This window comes from Rhodococcus sp. MEB032 (assembly GCF_030208925.1).
GTDB classification, from domain to species: Bacteria; Actinomycetota; Actinomycetes; order Mycobacteriales; family Mycobacteriaceae; genus Rhodococcus_F; species Rhodococcus_F qingshengii.
The window spans coordinates 19,358-35,347 of sequence record NZ_JARVSY010000012.1 but is presented as its reverse complement, the minus strand read 5'-3'; the positions used below and the strand labels follow the sequence as shown (position 1 = coordinate 35,347).

The following is a 15,990-nucleotide window of genomic DNA, read 5'->3' as shown; positions in this document are numbered from 1 at the left end:
CATCACCGAGATGGCGTCGTACCTTCACCGGTACGGCGCCTTCTTTCACGGGCCGGTAATGATCCGTCCGAATTCGGTGAGTGCGGGGTTTCCGCTTTCCCAGTAATCGCTGTGAACTCCGAACCCAGGCTCCCCGGGAGATCCGGTGAATACCTGCGCGCCGAATTCCGGATCCGACGGGTCGAACCCGTGGACTCCGAGGATCTTGGGGATCAATTGGACCGGATCCCAGAAGGCCGTCGTCGAATGAACATGGTGAGCCACCTCGTCCGAGTCGACGCCGTCCAGGCTCAGTTCGTTCACGCGCTCGGCATCGACGCCGGGGCTTGCGACAAAAACCAGTTCGTCGACGTCGAGAGAAGCGCCACGGGTAGTCGCAGCACCGATCACGGTGCTGCCGTAGGAATGACCGATCACCACGTTGTGCGAAGGCGGACCGTCATGCGAGGTTCGTAACCCGTCCTGGAAGCCGTCGAGCCTCGGCGCTGCGGAGTCGGCGTACCGATCCGAGGCTGCGTCGGGAATGCCTGGGGGAGCGTCGTATCCGGACCACAGGATCACTGATGTGGCTTCCGTTGGCGCCGCCCTGACCGCCGCGTCGTACATGGCCTTGGTTCGTTGCAGGTCTCCGCCGACGCCCGACAGCCCGGAGCCGGTTCCGGGAACCAGTGTTGCGACGTTGCCGGCGGCATCGGGATTACCGACTGCCACGACGGCATGCCCATCAGTGACCGAGAGAAGGAACGTGTCCGGTCGAAGTTCGCCGCGCACGGCCGTGTATCCGGCAGCGACCGTTCGATCCGGCAACTGCTCGAGCGCAGAGAGGTACCGCCGGTTGTAGTAGTCCCGGTCGAGAGCGGGAAGGCCGTCCCGGCTACCGATGGACGGATCCCACCTCGCCAACGCGTCTTTCTCGTTGGGCGTGAGCGATTCCCAGAGTCGGTGTAGCTCCGTTGGTGTCCCGGGGAGTGTCGACCTCCCGTCGAGGATGTCGAGGACAGTGCGGTCGAGGCGATCAGGCTGATTGCCAAGGAGTGATCCGATCTCTCGGAATGCCGCACCCAGAGCAGTCGCGGCCCGGTTGTCTTCGTCGTCGAGTGCCGTCAATGCAGTGGAGATCTTCTGCTGAAAAACCTTTGCAGCCGTGTCGTTTTCGGAATCTTGCATGGCGTCGGCCAGATTCCACGGCTGCTTCGTCTCAGGTGCCGATACCGCTCCACTGTCTGACACCGTCAAGCCGTGTTCGAGAGTCGCCTCCTCGACCAGGTCCAGAACTGATTTTCGCGCCGCACCGATCGTATTGGCCGCTCCGCCATACAGATCCGCAACTACGCGAAATGCAATCGACAGCCGCGACGAGGAAAGCGAGATGCCAGACCACTGCACTGCCGCCGCGCTCGACGCTTGTCCCTGCCAGAATTCGCGGACGGCGTCGATGCTGCGTCCGGCGTCATTGCCGAGAGCTTCGATCTGCCGGTCGATGTCGATCAGTTCCGAAGCGCTTGTGAGCAATTTCTCCGGTGACCACGTTCGAAGCTGAGAGACGGTGGGCCGCATCAGTAGGCTCCGCGCAGTTCGGACACCACTTCGCCCTCGGCAGCGTCGTACAGACGTGCTGCGGCAGCGGTTCCCGACGCCATGAGTCCCAATTGCGTAGCCAGGTGCCGGTACGCGTCGGCGATGACGCCGGCATTCCCAGTCGACACAGCCGCGACAGCGGACGAGTTCAGGGCCGCCGCGGCTTCGAAAATCGGGCCGGCGGAATCGATCCCCGAGATCTGATCCGCAATTCGAGACAGATCAGCTGAAAGTTGCTGCAGAGCAGCGAAATCTACCTGAAGTATCGGCCCCATGGCAGAACCGTATCCAGGTGAGCGGGCTACTTCGGCGGTGCCGACATACCTGTGGACAAGTGGAATTTCTCCACAGAAGACAGGTCAGGGGGTTGTGAGGAAGGCCGTGACTCCGCTGGTGACGGCGGACGCATATTCCTGCTGACCGTCCGGGCTCGTCATGCGCGCTGCCTCGTCGGCATTTCGCATGTTGCCGAGTTCGACCAGAATCGACGGCCGCTGCGACAGATTGAGTCCCGTCAGATCGGCGCGTGGTGCCAGCCCGTCGTCACCGATGTAGGTCGACGGGGTGAGTCCGGCTGTGACGAGTGAGTCGCGCATGGTTTCGGCAAAGGTGACGGACGGGCCGGCCTGCACCGCGTTCAGCGGGGGCGCGGAGTAGCAGACGTGGAAGCCCTCGGCTCCGGCTGCTGCGCCGTCCGCGTGAATGCTCACCACTACGTCGGCGCCGGAGGAATTGGCAGCTTCGGCGCGTGCGTCGACGCAAGATCCGACGCTGATGTCGTCCGGTCGACTCAGGACCACTGTGGCGCCTTGGCCTTCGAGTTCGCTCTTGACCAGGCTCGCGACTTCCCAGTTGAAGGTGTGCTCGGGGAACCCGGCATCGGTGTTGGTGCCGGTGGTCTGGCAGTTCTTGGTGCCGCCGCGGCCCGTGGGGACCTGGGTGTTGATGCTGTCGTCGTTCGCCCCGCTGTGCCCGGGATCGAGGAAGACGACCTTGCCGGTGAGCGCAGCGGGGACGTCAGCGGCGACAGTGCTCAGCGGAGACACCTCGACCGAAGTCGTGGCCTCGGCAGTCTCGGTCGGAATCGTGCACGCAGCGCTCAGAAGCCCGGCCCCGACCATGGCGATCAGGGCAGTGGAGCGGAACACACGTGATGCCATGTTTGACCCTCTTGACGGTTTTACGGTGTCTGACTGGTTCCGGCGCACCCGCTCACGGTAGCGCGCACCGACTACGCTGGTGGGGATAACTCTGTAGAAAGGACCGCTCGTGCAACCAGGTGGAGCACCCGACATGTCTGCTCTGTTGGCTCAGGCTCAGCAGATGCAGCAGCAATTGATGGCGGCGCAGCAGGAAATGGCTCAGGCCGAAGTGACCGGTCAGGCCGGTGGCGGACTGGTTGTCGCCACGGTCAAGGGCACCGGCGAGGTTGTCGGTCTGCAGATCGATCCCAAGGTCGTCGACCCCGAAGATGTCGAGACGCTGCAGGATCTGGTGATCGGCGCGATCGAGGACGCTTCGCGTAAGGCACAGGAAGTCGCTGCTGAGAAGCTCGGCCCGTTGGCCGGCGGACTCGGCGGAGGCCTTCCCGGTCTCCCCGGCTTCTAGAAACGAGAACGCGTGTACGAAGGTCCGGTTCAGGATCTGATCGACGAACTCGGGAAGCTTCCCGGAGTCGGGCCGAAGAGCGCTCAACGCATCGCTTTTCACCTGCTCTCCGTGGAGCCTCCCGAGATCGACCGTTTGAAAAATGCATTGCAGCGCATCCGTGACGGCGTTCAGTTCTGCACGGTGTGCGGAACTGTCTCCGATCAGGAGAAGTGCCGCATCTGCGCCGACGCACGTCGCGATCGCACGGTGATCTGCGTCGTGGAGGAACCGAAGGACGTCCAGGCCGTCGAGCGCACCCGTGAGTTCAAGGGTCGTTATCACGTGCTCGGCGGTGCGCTCAATCCGCTCTCGGGGATCGGGCCTGACCAGTTGCGTATCCGGGAGTTGTTGGCTCGCATCGCAAATCAGGAGGACGGCGTCGACGTGTCCGAGGTCATCATCGCCACCGACCCCAACACGGAAGGTGAGGCGACAGCTACCTATCTCGTTCGCATGATGCGAGACATTCCGGGGCTGACGGTGTCTCGGTTGGCTTCGGGTCTTCCGATGGGTGGCGATCTCGAATTCGCAGACGAGTTGACGCTGGGTCGCGCATTGTCCGGCCGTCGTGAATTGTCGCGGAACGCTTGATGAGCGGCACGGAGCAAGGTCAGCAGGTGCGTCGTACGTCCGAGCAGACGCGTGCGCAGATCATCGCGTCGGCCGGGAAAGCATTCGCGACTCGGCCGTACCGCGAAATCACGCTCAAGGACATCGCCGAAGACGCAGGCGTCAGCGCGCCTCTGATCATCAAGTACTTCGGTTCCAAAGAGCAGTTGTACGACGAGTTGGTCGACTTCCGGGCAGCGGCGGTCACGGTCTTCGACGCCCCGAACGACTCGCTCGGCGAGCGCATGGTCTCGCTGTTCACCAAGCCGCTGGAGTCGTACAAGCCGCTGTCCATGAGCTTGTTGTTCATGAGCGGCGTCAGTGAAGAGAGCAACCGCAAGCTGCGCGAGAACTATTCGACGCAGATGATCGACACCCTCGCCGCTCGCCTGTCCGGCCCCGACGCGAGATTGCGCGCGGAACTGGCGATGTCGATGGTGGTCGGAGTGGCGATCATGCGCCGACGGATGATGGCCGGCCATGCCACCGGCACCCAGGACGAGGTGGTTGCGCTGTACGCACCGCTGGTGCAAAAGCTGCTCGACGGGTGAGCGGCGTCACAATTCTTGCTAGGTAAATATCCGTTCACCTAATGTAGGTGAACGGATATTTACCTAGTGAGAACAGGCGGTGTGGGGTGACGACGCTCGACCGTCCGCCGGGCACGCCTGCAGTCACCACCTCCGACGCGGGACTCGCGCAGCCGCGCTCCCGCTTCCTGTTCCCCATCGTTGTCGCCGCCGCAGTGTTCCAGGCTGTTCTGCAGACGGTCATCGTTCCACTGCTGCCGGAGTTGCCGCACTTCACCGGCGCTGGACGCACGGCCGTGTCCTGGCTGGTGACCGTCACGCTGCTGGTCGGCGCTGTCGTCACTCCCATCTTCGGTCGACTCGCCGACATGTTCGGCAAGAAGAAGATGCTTCTGGTTGCTTTCTCGATGATGACTCTCGGCTCGATGTTGTGTGCGCTGTCGTCGGACATCGCTGTACTCATCTTCGCGAGAGCGTTGCAGGGAGCCGGGTCGGCGGTCATCCCCATCGGAATCTCCATGCTGCGAGACGAATTGCCACGGAACAAGGTCAACGGCGCAGTGGCCATGATGAGTTCGACGCTCGGTGTCGGAACCGCTTTGGGCATACCGTTTTCTGCGATGATCGCGCAGTACTCGAATTGGCACGTCCTGTTCTGGGTAACCACCGCCATCGGGCTGTCCGTGACTCTTGCTGCGGTGCTGTTCATTCGAGAGTCCGAGCCGAATCCGTCGGGAAGATTCGACGGCGTCGGGGCGGTTGGTCTGAGCGCCGCGATGATTGCTCTGCTTGTGCCGATCACTCAGGGGTCGAGTTGGGGGTGGACCAGTGGAGCGGTGATCTCCATGCTGGCCGCGTCGGCGGTGCTGTTCGCGCTCTGGGTAATTCAACAGCGGCGCAACGTCAATCCGCTGGTCGACGTCCGTGCTCTCGTGAAACGTGCGGTGTTGATCCCGCATCTGGCGGCTCTGCTGGTCGGGTTCGCGTTTTTCGGGAACACACTGATCACCACACAACTGCTGCAGGGGATGAAGGGGCCGGGTGCCGGGTACGGCCTGTCGATCGTCGCGGTAGCGCTCTGCCAGATTCCGGCGAGTATCGCGATGGTGCTGTTCTCACCGGTTGCGGTGCGTATCACCGACCGCTTCGGTTCACGGACCGCGATGTTGACCGGCGCCGTGTTCCTCGCCGGCGGGTACGGGATTCACGCCGTTGCCGGTAAGCCGCTGTGGGGAGTGGTTGCAGCACTGGGTATCACAGCGGTCGGGACTGCCATCGTGTACAGCACGCTCTCGCTGCTGATTCTGGTTGCCGTACCTCGTCAGCGACTGGCGGCTGCCAACGGGGTGAACTCACTTCTGCGGACGTCCGGAAGCACGATCTGCAGTGCGACGGTGGCAACCATTCTCGCTGCATTCGTGATCAGCGGTTCGGAACATTCCACGTCGTGGACCGGATTCTCCGTCGCCTACCTGGTGTGCGCGGGCTGCGCGGTGGTCGTGTTCGCGGTGTCGATCCTGTTGCCGCAGGGACGAACCCCGAAACATCTGGATTTGCCGGATCTGGTCAGGCGACCCTGAATCCCGAGAGGAAGAGCGTGATCATCAGATCCGCGAACTCGTCGGTGGTGTACTTCTGGCGATCCGGCCAATGCGTTGTCGACCACAAGGTGTCTCGTACCGATCGATAGAAAATTTCCGGTGCCACGTCTTTGCGGAAGATTCCCTGATCGACGCCTTCGGCAATCGCTTTCATCCAATGCTCGCGGACTTGGCGGGAAGGCCCGTCGACGGATTGCAGGAGATCGTTGTCGCGAAGATAAGCCCGATCGTTCTGGTAGATCGCCGTCGGGTGCGGGTGTAGTTCGATGACGACCAGCGTCTCGCGGATCAAGCCGCGCAGGACTTCCTCGGGGTCGTTTGCCGTCCTCTCCACCTGATCGAAGCGGAGCTGAATGTCGGTGATGAAGCCGCGCATGAGCTCGGCAACTATCGCATTCTTCGACTTGAAGTAGTGGTAGAGGCTGCCCGAGAACACACCGGCGGCGTCGCCGATCTCGCGAACGGTCGTGGTGGCGACACCCTTCCTGGCAAACAGCTCGGCTGAGCTCTCCAGGATCTTCTCCCGACGATCTGGTGATGCCACTGAAATCTCCACTGGTTGTCGGTCCTGCTCAGGGCAGGGTTTCGGGGGTGCCGGGCTGCCGGCGTCGAACGTAGCGCAATCCTGCCTGATAGCTCCGGCTCGAACCAATTCGTCGGTGAGATCGCGTGTTTCCACTTCCGGATTCCTATGCTAGCTTCAAAATCAAGCGCTTGCTCAACTTTCGTTCACGGAGGATTTCAGTGCAGAGCCTGCAGACGCAGTTTCCGAATTTCATCGGCGCAGAGGCCGAACCACCCCGCGTCGCCCGCTACGCCGTCAACGAGGCGATGATCCGCAACTGGGTCGAGGCGCACGACGACCGCAACCCGATCTACGTCGACGCAGAGGCCGCCCGCAGTACCGGCCGTCGAGACGTCGTCTGTCCGCCCGCCATGATTTCGACCTGGGTGATGGCGGGCTACCGCCGCTATCGGCAGGTCCAACAACTTCGCGCCGACGGAGCCTCCGAGGATTTCGCCTATTCACGACTACTCGGGCTGTTGGACGAGGCCGGCTACACGTCCGTAGTCGCGACCAACGTCGAGCAGGAGTATTTCGCGGAGTTGAGTCCCGGAGACCACGTCACCGCATATTTCACCATCGAAGCGATCTCGCCGTTCAAACAGACGGCTCTCGGTCACGGGTGCTTCATCACTCTGTTCAAGAAGTACGTCGACCAGGGAGGAAAGACACTGGTCGAAGAGCGTTTTCGATTGCTCAGGTTCAAACCAGATGTCCAGACAGGTACCCAACTCGAAGTCCAGGAGGTAATCGCATGAGCGAGACTGGCTCCCGCAACACCGCTGTTCCGAGACTCACCGTCACCGACGACAACGATTTCTTCTTCTCCGCGGCCAAAGAGGGCCGCCTCGAGATCCAACGGTGTGCGGATTGCAAGACGCTGCGCCATCCACCCGCACCCGCGTGCCCGGAATGCCGCTCGTTCAGTTGGGACACAGTCGAATCCACGCGGCGATGCACGTTGCACAGCTTCACGGTCATCCATCACCCGAAGGATCCTGCTTTCGAGTACCCACTCGCCGTCGGACTCGTCGATCTCGAAGAAGGCACGCGTCTGGTTGCCGACATCGCGGGGATCGATCACGAGGAACTCGACTTCGGCATGGAACTCGAAGTGACCTTCTCCGAGCACGCTCACGGCGAGATGCTGCCGCAACTGAGGCGACGGGGTTCGGTGCAATGACGAAACTGATTGACTGCGAAGTGGGTTCGGTCCTCCCCAGCCTCGAATTGCCGTTGGATCGAACGCTGATCGTCGCCACTGCGATCTCTTCTCAGGATTTCGAGGACGTGCATCACGATCCGGGCAAGGCCCAGGATCGCGGAACTCCCGACATCTTCATGAGCATCAACACCACCAACGGGCTCATCGACCGCTATATCACCGACTGGTCCGGCCCGGCATCACGGATCGTCAAAACATCACTACGGCTTGGTGTTCCGAACTTTCCCGGAGACACCATGACATTCACCGGCGAGGTCACCGCCACAGACGGCCGGGCGCTCACCGTGACGGTTCTCGGGAAAAACGCCCGTGGAACACACGTGACGGCCGACGTGACTCTCGAACCGGTGGAAAGGGTAATCGCATGACACGAGGATTTTCGAGGCAAGCAGCCATCGCCGGAATCGGCGCAACCGAGTTCTCCAAGAACTCCGGCCGTAGCGAATGGCAGTTGGCATGCGAATCCGTGATCGCCGCACTCGACGACGCTCACATCGAGGCAGAAGAGGTGAACGGATTTGCGCTGTTCACCATGGAGAACAATCCTGAGATTGCGGTCGCACGCGCCCTCGGGATCCCGGAATTGACGTTCTTCAGTCGAATTCCACACGGCGGCGGCGGTGCCTGCGCACCGGTTCAACAAGCAGCGCTTGCCGTCTCCAGCGGAGTTGCCGACGTTGTGGTCGTCTACCGTGCCTTCAACGAAAGATCAGGTCACCGATTCGGCGCCGGCCCGCCACCTTTTGCGTACAACGCGTCGACGGACCAGGAGTATCGGAACTGGATCAACCCGTACGGGCTTCTGACCCCGGCGCAGCAGGAAGCCTTCCTCGCCAAGCTGTACATGCACAAGTACGGGGCAACAAGCGCCGACTTCGGCCAGATCTCGGTCCTCTCACGCAAGCATGCGGCGAACAACCCCAAGGCCTGGTTCTACGAACGCCCGATCACTATCGAGGACCATCAGAACTCACGCATGATCGCCGATCCCATCCGCCTGCTCGACTGCTGCCAGGAAAGTGACGGCGGACAGGCGCTGGTGATCGTCAGTGCGGAGCGCGCCCGCGACCTGCCGCACAAACCTGCGGTCATCAGTGGCGCCGCGCAAGGTGTAGGTCCGCAACAGATTTCGATGAGCAGCTACTACCGCGACGACATCGACAGCATGCCGGAAGTCGAACTCGTGGCGCGCCAACTGTGGGACCAGACCGGTATCGGGCCGGACGACATCGATGCCGCAATTCTCTACGACGCTTTCACCCCGATGGTTCTGCTTCAACTCGAGGAGTACGGATTCTGCGGTCGGGGCGAGGCAAAAGACTTCATCGCCGACGGCAATCTCGAGCTGGACGGTCGCCTGCCGATCAACACCCACGGCGGTCAACTCGGTGAGGGATACATCCACGGCGTCAACGGTATTGCCGAAGGTGTTCGCCTGATCCGCGGCACCTCCACCAATCAACCGACCAAAACTCTGGACAACGTGCTCGTGACCGGCGGCTCTCCCGTCCCGCACAGTGCGCTCGTCCTCTCGGCAGATCGCTGAATCTGCCGCCTATTCGAGAAAGCAGGAACAAGATGAGCGAGCGGATCACCTACGCCAGGGCCACCCACGGCGAGGAAGAAATACAGGCGGTTGTCGACGTCTTGCGCAGCGGGCATCAAGGATTGCGCATCGGCAAGAACGTCTTCGAGATGGAAGAACGTATCGCGGCCTTGGCCGGCAAGAAGTTCGGCGTCATGTGCAACTCGGGATCCTCGGGTTTGTACTTGGCAGTCGAGCTGCTCGGACTGCCTGCCGGCAGTGAGATCATCACGTCGCCGTTGACGTTCTCCACCGACATCGCACCGATCGTGCGTGCCGGTCTGGTGCCGGTGTTCGTGGACGTGGAACCCAACACGTTCAACGTCGACGTCACCAAGATCGAAGCCATGGTCACCGCGAAGACCGGTGCCATCCTGATGCCGAACCTGGCCGGCAACTGCCCGGACTGGGACGTCATTCGTGATATCGCTGATCGCCATGGACTCAAGGTGATCGAGGATTCGTGTGACGCGATCGGTGCCACGCTCCGCGGTACTCCCACCGGGTCTCGGGCGGACATCGTCGTCACCAGTTTCTCGATGGCACACATCATCACGTGCGCGGGAACCGGTGGAATGGTGTGCGTCGACGACGAAGCCAGCCGTGACAAGGCTTTGCTGCTTCGCCGCTGGGGCCGTCGTAGCGAGCCGAACCTGTTCGGCAGTACCAAGTCCGGCCGAGTCTTCCGTGAAGAACTCGACGGCGTCGACTACGACAACGACTTCATCTTCGAGCTCATGTCGTGGAACTTCGAGCCCTCCGAACTCGGCGCAGCTTACGGCGTCGTGCAGCTCGACAAGCTGGAACAGAACTACAAGACGCGTAAGGCAACATTTGCGGCCTTCACGGCGGCATACGGCGCCCATCCTGAATTCTTCACGACGCCGGTAGAACTCGACGGTCTCGACACGGCGTGGCTGTGTTACCCGGTGATGATCAACGAGAACGCCCCCTTCACGCGCAGCGACCTGCAGGAAGCCATCGAGGCCGACGGCATCGACACCCGAACCGTGTGGAGCGGCAACGTCACTCGTCACCCCATGATGAACAACATCGAATTTCGCCAGCCGGCCGAAGGTTTGCCGGAAGCGGACGCAGTTTTTGCCCGCGGCATGACACTCGGCATGAGCCACGGTTTGCGTGACGACGAAGTTGCTCGGATTGCGGAGAGCATCAATCGCTTCGCCGCGAAGTGGAAGTAGCATGACCGATCGCTTCGAAGGACGCCGAGCGCTTGTCACCGGTTCCAGCCGCGGAATCGGTGCAGGCGTCGCAGAGAGGCTGGCAGCGGAAGGCGCTGACGTCGCTCTCGTGGCCCGGACGCTCGGTGCACACGCAACCCTGCCGGGCAGTCTCGAAGAGACTGCGGCTCGAATTGCCAAGTACGGAAACAAAGTCGAGATAGTTGTCGCAGATCTGACGGACGAGCAGCAGCGCGACATCGTTGTGCCGCTGGCGATCGAGAAGCTTGGCGGGACGATCGACATCCTGGTGAACAACGCGGCAGCGGCGATCTATCAGCCGCTCTCGGATTACCCACTGCGGCGGCGACGGTTGATGTTCGAGGCAAATGTCCATGCACCGCTCGATCTGATGCAAGCCGTGGTGCCGGGGATGGTGGCAAACGGATACGGCTGGATCGTGAACGTGTCCAGTGGCACCGTCAAACCGTGGCATGGCCCGCCGTTCACGTGGGTCGAACCGGGAACTGCCATGACCGTGTACGGCGCGTCCAAAGCAGCGCTCAACAGGATGAGCAACGGCATGGGCGTGGAACTCTACGGCCAGGGGGTTCGCGTCAACACGGTTCAACCGCGGGCAGCGGTGCTCAGTGAGGGCGCCAGAGTCCTGGTCGGTGAGACTATCCGGCCGGATCAGGTCGAATCTATGGAAGAAATGGTGGAAGCGGTCACAGCGCTGTGTGATTGCGACACCGAGTTCACCGCGCGCTCGAGCGTCAGCTTGGACCTGATCGACGAGTGGTCCCTGACCGTGCGTGGTCTGGACGGCGCAGCATTACCGGAGAACCCGGCATTACGAACCGAGGAGTTGGCATGAAGCCCGTCATCGTGGACGCAGCACGAACGCCGTTCGGCAAGCGTGAGGGTTGGCTGTCCGGAGTCCACGCGGCGGAACTGTTGGGTTATGCGCAGAAAGGCGTGCTGGATCGGGTGGGCGTGGATCCTGGCGCGGTCGACCAGGTCATCGGCGGCTGTGTGACGCCTCTCGGTGAGCAGTTCGGAAACATCGTGCGTACGTCCTGGATGCATGCGGGCCTTCCGTTGGAAGCGGGCTGCACCACGATCGACGCGCAGTGCGGAACCGCGCAGCAATCGGTGCAGTTGATTGCCGGGCAGATTGCCATCGGTGCAGTCGACGTGGGTGTGGCGTGCGGTGTGGAACTGATGTCGCGGGCACCACTCACCTACAAGGTGGGTACCGGCCTCGGAACACCACGTCCGGAGTCGTGGTCACTCGATACCGTCGACCAGTACACCGCAGCGGATCGGATTGCTGTCAAGCGCGGTTTCAGCCGCGAGGATCTCGACTCCTTCGGGCTGCGCTCGCAGCAGCGAGCCGCAGCAGCATGGGAGGCAGGACGCTTCGACTCGCACATCATCGATGTGGTCGCTCCGGGCTCTGACGCTCCGGTTCATCGGGATCAGGGTCTGCGCGAATCGAGTCTCGAAGGACTCGCGAAACTGCGGACCGTTCAAGAGGGCGGATTGCACACCGCTGGAACGTCTTCGCAGGTCTCGGACGGTGCGAGTGCCGCTCTGCTGATGTCCGAGGATCGAGCCAGGATGCTCGGGGTGCGGCCGCGGGCAAAGATATTGGCGCAGTGCGTCATCGGCGGAGACATCGAGTTCATGCTCGACGGTCCCGTGGACGCGGCAAACATCGTGCTCGGCCGCACCGGTCTGACGATCGACGACATCGACCTGTTCGAGGTCAACGAGGCATTTGCTTCGGTACCGATGTCGTTCGCGCAGGTTCACGGCGTCGATCCCGAATTGCTGAACGTCAACGGTGGTGCAATCGCGCTGGGCCACCCGGCCGGTGCAACCGGAATCAGACTGTTGGCCAATGTCATCGACGAACTGGAGCGTCGGGACAAGTCCATCGCACTGATCGCGATCTGCGCGTCCGCCGCAACAACCTGCCTGATTCTCGAACGCATCTGACAAGAACCGAAGATTGAGGAACCTGCCATGGCACTGCCCCTGCTCGAAGATCACCGTGACCTGGCGGAAGCGGTAGCCGCATTCGCGAACCGCTTCGGTGGGATCGCCGACACGCGCAGCAACGTCAAGCGGTACGCCGCCGGTGATCGGCCGGACTCGTGGGATGGATTGGTCCGTCAGGGACTGCACGCAGTGCACCTGCCGGAGCAGTACGGCGGTGACGGGGCAGGTCTTGCCGAACTGGCGGTGGTAGTCGAGCAATTGGGTGATGCGCTTTACCCGGGACCGTACGTTCCGACGGTCATCGCCAGTGGGATCCTCGCAACAGCTGCCGGCCCGGCTGCGGAATCAATGCTGATCGAATTGGCCACCGGCGCAACCGGAGCAGTCTGTACCGGCGTGGGATTGCGCGCGGCTCGCAGCGATGCAGGGTGGACCGTGAGCGGCTCTGCCGACCCGGCTCTAGGTCTACCCGGAGTCGATGTCGTTCTCGTGCAAGCGAACAGCGAAGACGGCGAGTTGTGGTTCCGGCTCGAGCAGTCGTCTTCCGCTGCGGTGGAGGTCGAAGACGGAGTGGATCTGACACGCTCGATCGGGACGCTGACGTTGACCGATCACAAGGTCGACGCTGGGCTGATCGTCGAGGGTCTCCAGGCGCACCGAGTCGAACTGATCGTCAACACGGTGTTGGCTGCGGAGGCGAGCGGTATCGCCGGGTGGGCGCTACGCACCGCGGTCGACTACGTGAAGTCCCGGCAGCAGTTCGGCCGTCCGGTCGGAAGCTTCCAGGCAGTTCAGCACAAGGCGGCCATGATGCTGGTCCGCTCCGAGATTGCCTGTGCCGCAGCGTGGGACGCAGCTCGGTCCGAAGAGCACGGCGAGGATCAGCACAGACTTGTCTCGGCTCAAGCTGCGTTGGCCGCTTTGCCCGTCGGCATCGAGAACGCCCTCGAATGTGTCACGTTGCTCGGCGGAATCGGATTCACTTGGGAGCATGACGCGCATCTGTACTGGCGCCGGGCAATCAGTATCGCTGCGGTGGCGGGTTCCGAGGTGAAGTGGGCACACACGTTGGGAGACCGGTCCGCCGATTCGGAACGGGATTTCTCCTTTATAGACCCGGACATGCTGCCTGAACTACGAGAGCAGGTTCGCAGGGTTCTGGACGAGGTTGCGCTGCTGCCCGACGACGGAACCACCAGCGCCAGTTGGGCGCCGGCCAAGGGGAGCGCTCGACGCGCCCGATTTGCCGACGCCAAACTGGTAGCCCCACACTATCGGGCGCCGTACGGGCTGGGAGCAGGACCGAGAGAACAGGCCGTCATCGCACACGAATTCGCGATGCGAGGTTGGGCTCAACCGTCCACGGTGATCGGGGAATGGGTGCTGCCCACGATTCTCGAACACGGCAACGCCGAGCAGCAGGACAGGTTCGTCGAGCCTTCGCTGCGCGCCGACATCATCTGGTGCCAGCTGTTCAGTGAGCCTGGCGCGGGATCAGACCTGGCCGGTCTGAGCACGAAAGCGCGCAAGGTCGACGGTGGCTGGGTCCTGTCGGGTCAGAAAGTGTGGAACTCGGGCGCGCACGAGGCCGATTGGGGAGTATGCCTGGCGCGTTCGGACGCCGACGCTCCGAAACATCGTGGGCTGTCGTACTTCCTGGTCGACATGACCTCGAAAGGCATCGACGTACGTCCGCTGAAACAAGCCACCGGTAAGTCGGAGTTCAACGAGGTATTCCTCGACGACGTCTTCGTCCCGGACGACTGCCTGGTGGCGGAGCCGGGGCAAGGGTGGAAGCTTGCTGCGACAACGCTGTCCAACGAACGCCTGAGTATGGGCAGCACGCTGCACCACGGTTCGAGTCGGCTGTTCCGTCAGGTTATCGCCGACGCGAGCCACGACTGCCCTCGCGAAGACGCAGTGGAGGGCCTCGGCCGCAGTATCTCTCGTGAGTTGGCACTGTCCGCGATGAATCTACGCGGGGTGTCGGCGCGACTGGCGGGTCAGGAACCGGGCTCCGAGATCAGCGTGTCGAAGGTGTACAACGCCCTGGCGCAGCGTGAGGGCTCGCGGGATCTGTTGCGACTGCTCGGACCTCGTGCCGCCGTTGTCGACCCGTCGGCGAATTACGCGATAGACCACATCGGACTTCCCTCGATTCTGTTCGGCGGCGGAACCGTCGAAATTCAACTCAACGTCATCGCGCAGCGCGTACTCGGCCTGCCGCGTTCGTAGATCTTAGGAGTTTCACCATGTACTTGGATTTGTCGGAGGAGTCGAAGACTCTGCGCAAGGAATTGCGGGCGTACTTCGCGGAGATCATCAACGACGAAGACCGCCGTGCTCTCGTGGATCAGACCGAAGGCGGCCCCGTCTTCGATCGCATTCTGCGCCGAATGGGTAAAGACGGTTGGCTGGGCTTGGGGTGGCCGGAGGAATTCGGCGGTCGGGGCGAGAACCCCGAAGCTCTGTACGTGTTCTACGACGAAGTGATTCGCGCCAATGCGCCGCTGTCGCTGGTCACGCTGAACACCGTCGGACCCGCTCTGATCAAGCACGGGACGCAAGCTCAGAAGGACTTCTTCCTGCGTCCGATCCTGGCGGGCGAATTGATCTTTGCCATCGGCTACACCGAACCCAATGCGGGCACCGATCTCGCGGCCCTCGAAACACGCGCCCGCATCGAGGGTGACGAGCTTGTCATCAACGGCAACAAGATCTTCACCAGCGCCGGTGTGTTTGCCGACTGGGTCTGGCTTGCCGTTCGCACCGATCCCGACGCGCCTACGCATCAGGGCATTTCCGTGGTCCTGGTGCCGACCAATTCGCCGGGGTTCTCGGTCACCGAAATTCACACCGTGGGCGGAATCAGCACTTCGGCAACCTATTACGAAGATGTTCGGGTGCCGATCACCAATGTCGTCGGTGAGCTCAATCAAGGGTGGAAGCTCATCACCAACCAGCTCAACCACGAACGTGTTGCCCTGGCGGCACGCGGTGGTATAGCCAACGAGCTCTTTGCCGAGGTGGTCGAATGGGCAAAGACCGAACCCGCCGGTGACGGCCACGTCTACGACATCGGCTGGGTACGTGAGAAATTGGCGGAAGTCTACGCGCTGCTCAGTGCTGCCGACCTGATGAACCTACGACTGGTGGCGGACGTCGCCGCCAACACCTTGGGCGGCGGGGATTCGACCGCGGCCAAGATCTTCGGTACCGAAGCCGTCGTCAGTGCGTACGGCATGCTGCAGGAAGTGCTGGGCGCCAAGGGCTTACTGCGCCCCGGCACACCCGGAGCGGTACTGGAAGGGCGGGTCGAGAACCTGGGTCGACGCGCCCAGAACAACACCTTCGGCGGTGGAACCAACGAAGTGATGCGTGAAATTGTCGCCGCAAAATGTCTGGGCATGGCGCTTGCTGCGCGTCGCCGGCCCGCTGCACAGAACGAAAAGAGCTGAC

The 15,990-nt window shown here is 62.2% G+C and carries 17 protein-coding genes; 13 read left to right on the top strand and 4 right to left on the bottom strand.

The window, feature by feature from the left end; all coding sequences use genetic code 11:
* Window positions 1–45: 45 nt before the first annotated feature.
* The 3 genes from QRN54_RS14590 to QRN54_RS14580 form a co-directional block, all read right to left on the bottom strand.
* Complete coding sequence (locus QRN54_RS14590; protein WP_276117005.1) at window positions 46–1,557, bottom strand: alpha/beta hydrolase; 1,512 nt, start codon at window positions 1,555–1,557, stop codon at window positions 46–48.
* On the bottom strand, window positions 1,557–1,853 hold the full coding sequence (locus QRN54_RS14585; RefSeq protein ID WP_021332904.1) for a hypothetical protein: 297 nt from the start codon (window positions 1,851–1,853) through the stop codon (window positions 1,557–1,559). Before QRN54_RS14585 ends, QRN54_RS14590 begins: the two co-directional genes overlap by 1 nt.
* A gap of 84 nt (window positions 1,854–1,937) precedes the next feature.
* A complete protein-coding gene (locus QRN54_RS14580; RefSeq protein ID WP_007731541.1) occupies window positions 1,938–2,738 on the bottom strand; it encodes an Rv3717 family N-acetylmuramoyl-L-alanine amidase in 801 nt (266 codons plus the stop codon).
* A gap of 109 nt (window positions 2,739–2,847) precedes the next feature.
* Here QRN54_RS14580 and QRN54_RS14575 point away from each other — a divergent pair, with 109 nt between their 5' ends.
* The 4 genes from QRN54_RS14575 to QRN54_RS14560 all read left to right on the top strand — a co-directional run bounded on the left by QRN54_RS14575 (window position 2,848) and on the right by QRN54_RS14560 (window position 5,947).
* Window positions 2,848–3,186, top strand: coding sequence for a YbaB/EbfC family nucleoid-associated protein (locus QRN54_RS14575; RefSeq protein WP_003943929.1), 339 nt, complete (start codon window positions 2,848–2,850; stop codon window positions 3,184–3,186).
* A gap of 12 nt (window positions 3,187–3,198) precedes the next feature.
* The gene (recR, locus tag QRN54_RS14570; protein ID WP_003943917.1) at window positions 3,199–3,819 is read left to right on the top strand and encodes a recombination mediator RecR; all 621 of its coding nucleotides are present in this window, start codon (window positions 3,199–3,201) and stop codon (window positions 3,817–3,819) included.
* Window positions 3,819–4,388, top strand: a complete 570-nt coding sequence (locus tag QRN54_RS14565) for a TetR/AcrR family transcriptional regulator (RefSeq protein ID WP_007731538.1) — start codon at window positions 3,819–3,821, stop codon at window positions 4,386–4,388. The genes recR and QRN54_RS14565 overlap by 1 nt, the downstream gene beginning before the upstream one ends.
* A gap of 86 nt (window positions 4,389–4,474) precedes the next feature.
* Window positions 4,475–5,947, top strand: coding sequence for an MFS transporter (locus QRN54_RS14560; protein ID WP_285182330.1), 1,473 nt, complete (start codon window positions 4,475–4,477; stop codon window positions 5,945–5,947).
* On the opposite strand, the gene QRN54_RS14555 is transcribed toward QRN54_RS14560, so the two are convergent.
* On the bottom strand, window positions 5,934–6,647 hold the full coding sequence (locus QRN54_RS14555; protein ID WP_178377329.1) for a TetR/AcrR family transcriptional regulator: 714 nt from the start codon (window positions 6,645–6,647) through the stop codon (window positions 5,934–5,936). The genes QRN54_RS14560 and QRN54_RS14555 overlap by 14 nt on opposite strands.
* Before the next feature lie 65 nt (window positions 6,648–6,712).
* On the opposite strand from QRN54_RS14555, the gene QRN54_RS14550 reads away from it, so the two are divergent.
* From QRN54_RS14550 to QRN54_RS14510, 9 genes are read left to right on the top strand one after another with little or no spacing between them, the layout of a single operon-like run.
* Window positions 6,713–7,291, top strand: coding sequence for an FAS1-like dehydratase domain-containing protein (locus QRN54_RS14550; protein ID WP_073512834.1), 579 nt, complete (start codon window positions 6,713–6,715; stop codon window positions 7,289–7,291).
* Window positions 7,288–7,716, top strand: a complete 429-nt coding sequence (locus QRN54_RS14545; RefSeq protein WP_030535713.1) for a Zn-ribbon domain-containing OB-fold protein — start codon at window positions 7,288–7,290, stop codon at window positions 7,714–7,716. Before QRN54_RS14550 ends, QRN54_RS14545 begins: the two co-directional genes overlap by 4 nt.
* Window positions 7,713–8,126 (top strand): hotdog family protein, encoded by a 414-nt coding sequence (locus QRN54_RS14540; protein ID WP_047271582.1) that lies wholly within the window; start codon window positions 7,713–7,715, stop codon window positions 8,124–8,126. The genes QRN54_RS14545 and QRN54_RS14540 overlap by 4 nt, the downstream gene beginning before the upstream one ends.
* Window positions 8,123–9,304 (top strand): lipid-transfer protein, encoded by a 1,182-nt coding sequence (locus QRN54_RS14535; RefSeq protein ID WP_073512833.1) that lies wholly within the window; start codon window positions 8,123–8,125, stop codon window positions 9,302–9,304. Before QRN54_RS14540 ends, QRN54_RS14535 begins: the two co-directional genes overlap by 4 nt.
* A gap of 32 nt (window positions 9,305–9,336) precedes the next feature.
* The gene (locus QRN54_RS14530) at window positions 9,337–10,545 is read left to right on the top strand and encodes a DegT/DnrJ/EryC1/StrS family aminotransferase (RefSeq protein ID WP_073512832.1); all 1,209 of its coding nucleotides are present in this window, start codon (window positions 9,337–9,339) and stop codon (window positions 10,543–10,545) included.
* A gap of 1 nt (window position 10,546) precedes the next feature.
* Window positions 10,547–11,401, top strand: coding sequence for an SDR family NAD(P)-dependent oxidoreductase (locus QRN54_RS14525; RefSeq protein ID WP_073512831.1), 855 nt, complete (start codon window positions 10,547–10,549; stop codon window positions 11,399–11,401).
* Window positions 11,398–12,528: a steroid 3-ketoacyl-CoA thiolase gene (locus QRN54_RS14520; RefSeq protein WP_007731522.1), complete on the top strand. Its 1,131-nt coding sequence runs from the start codon at window positions 11,398–11,400 to the stop codon at window positions 12,526–12,528. Before QRN54_RS14525 ends, QRN54_RS14520 begins: the two co-directional genes overlap by 4 nt.
* Window positions 12,529–12,555: 27 nt before the next feature.
* A complete protein-coding gene (locus QRN54_RS14515; protein ID WP_285182328.1) occupies window positions 12,556–14,766 on the top strand; it encodes an acyl-CoA dehydrogenase family protein in 2,211 nt (736 codons plus the stop codon).
* A gap of 17 nt (window positions 14,767–14,783) precedes the next feature.
* Complete coding sequence (locus tag QRN54_RS14510; RefSeq protein WP_285182327.1) at window positions 14,784–15,989, top strand: acyl-CoA dehydrogenase family protein; 1,206 nt, start codon at window positions 14,784–14,786, stop codon at window positions 15,987–15,989.
* The last annotated feature ends 1 nt before the right edge of the window (window position 15,990 follow it).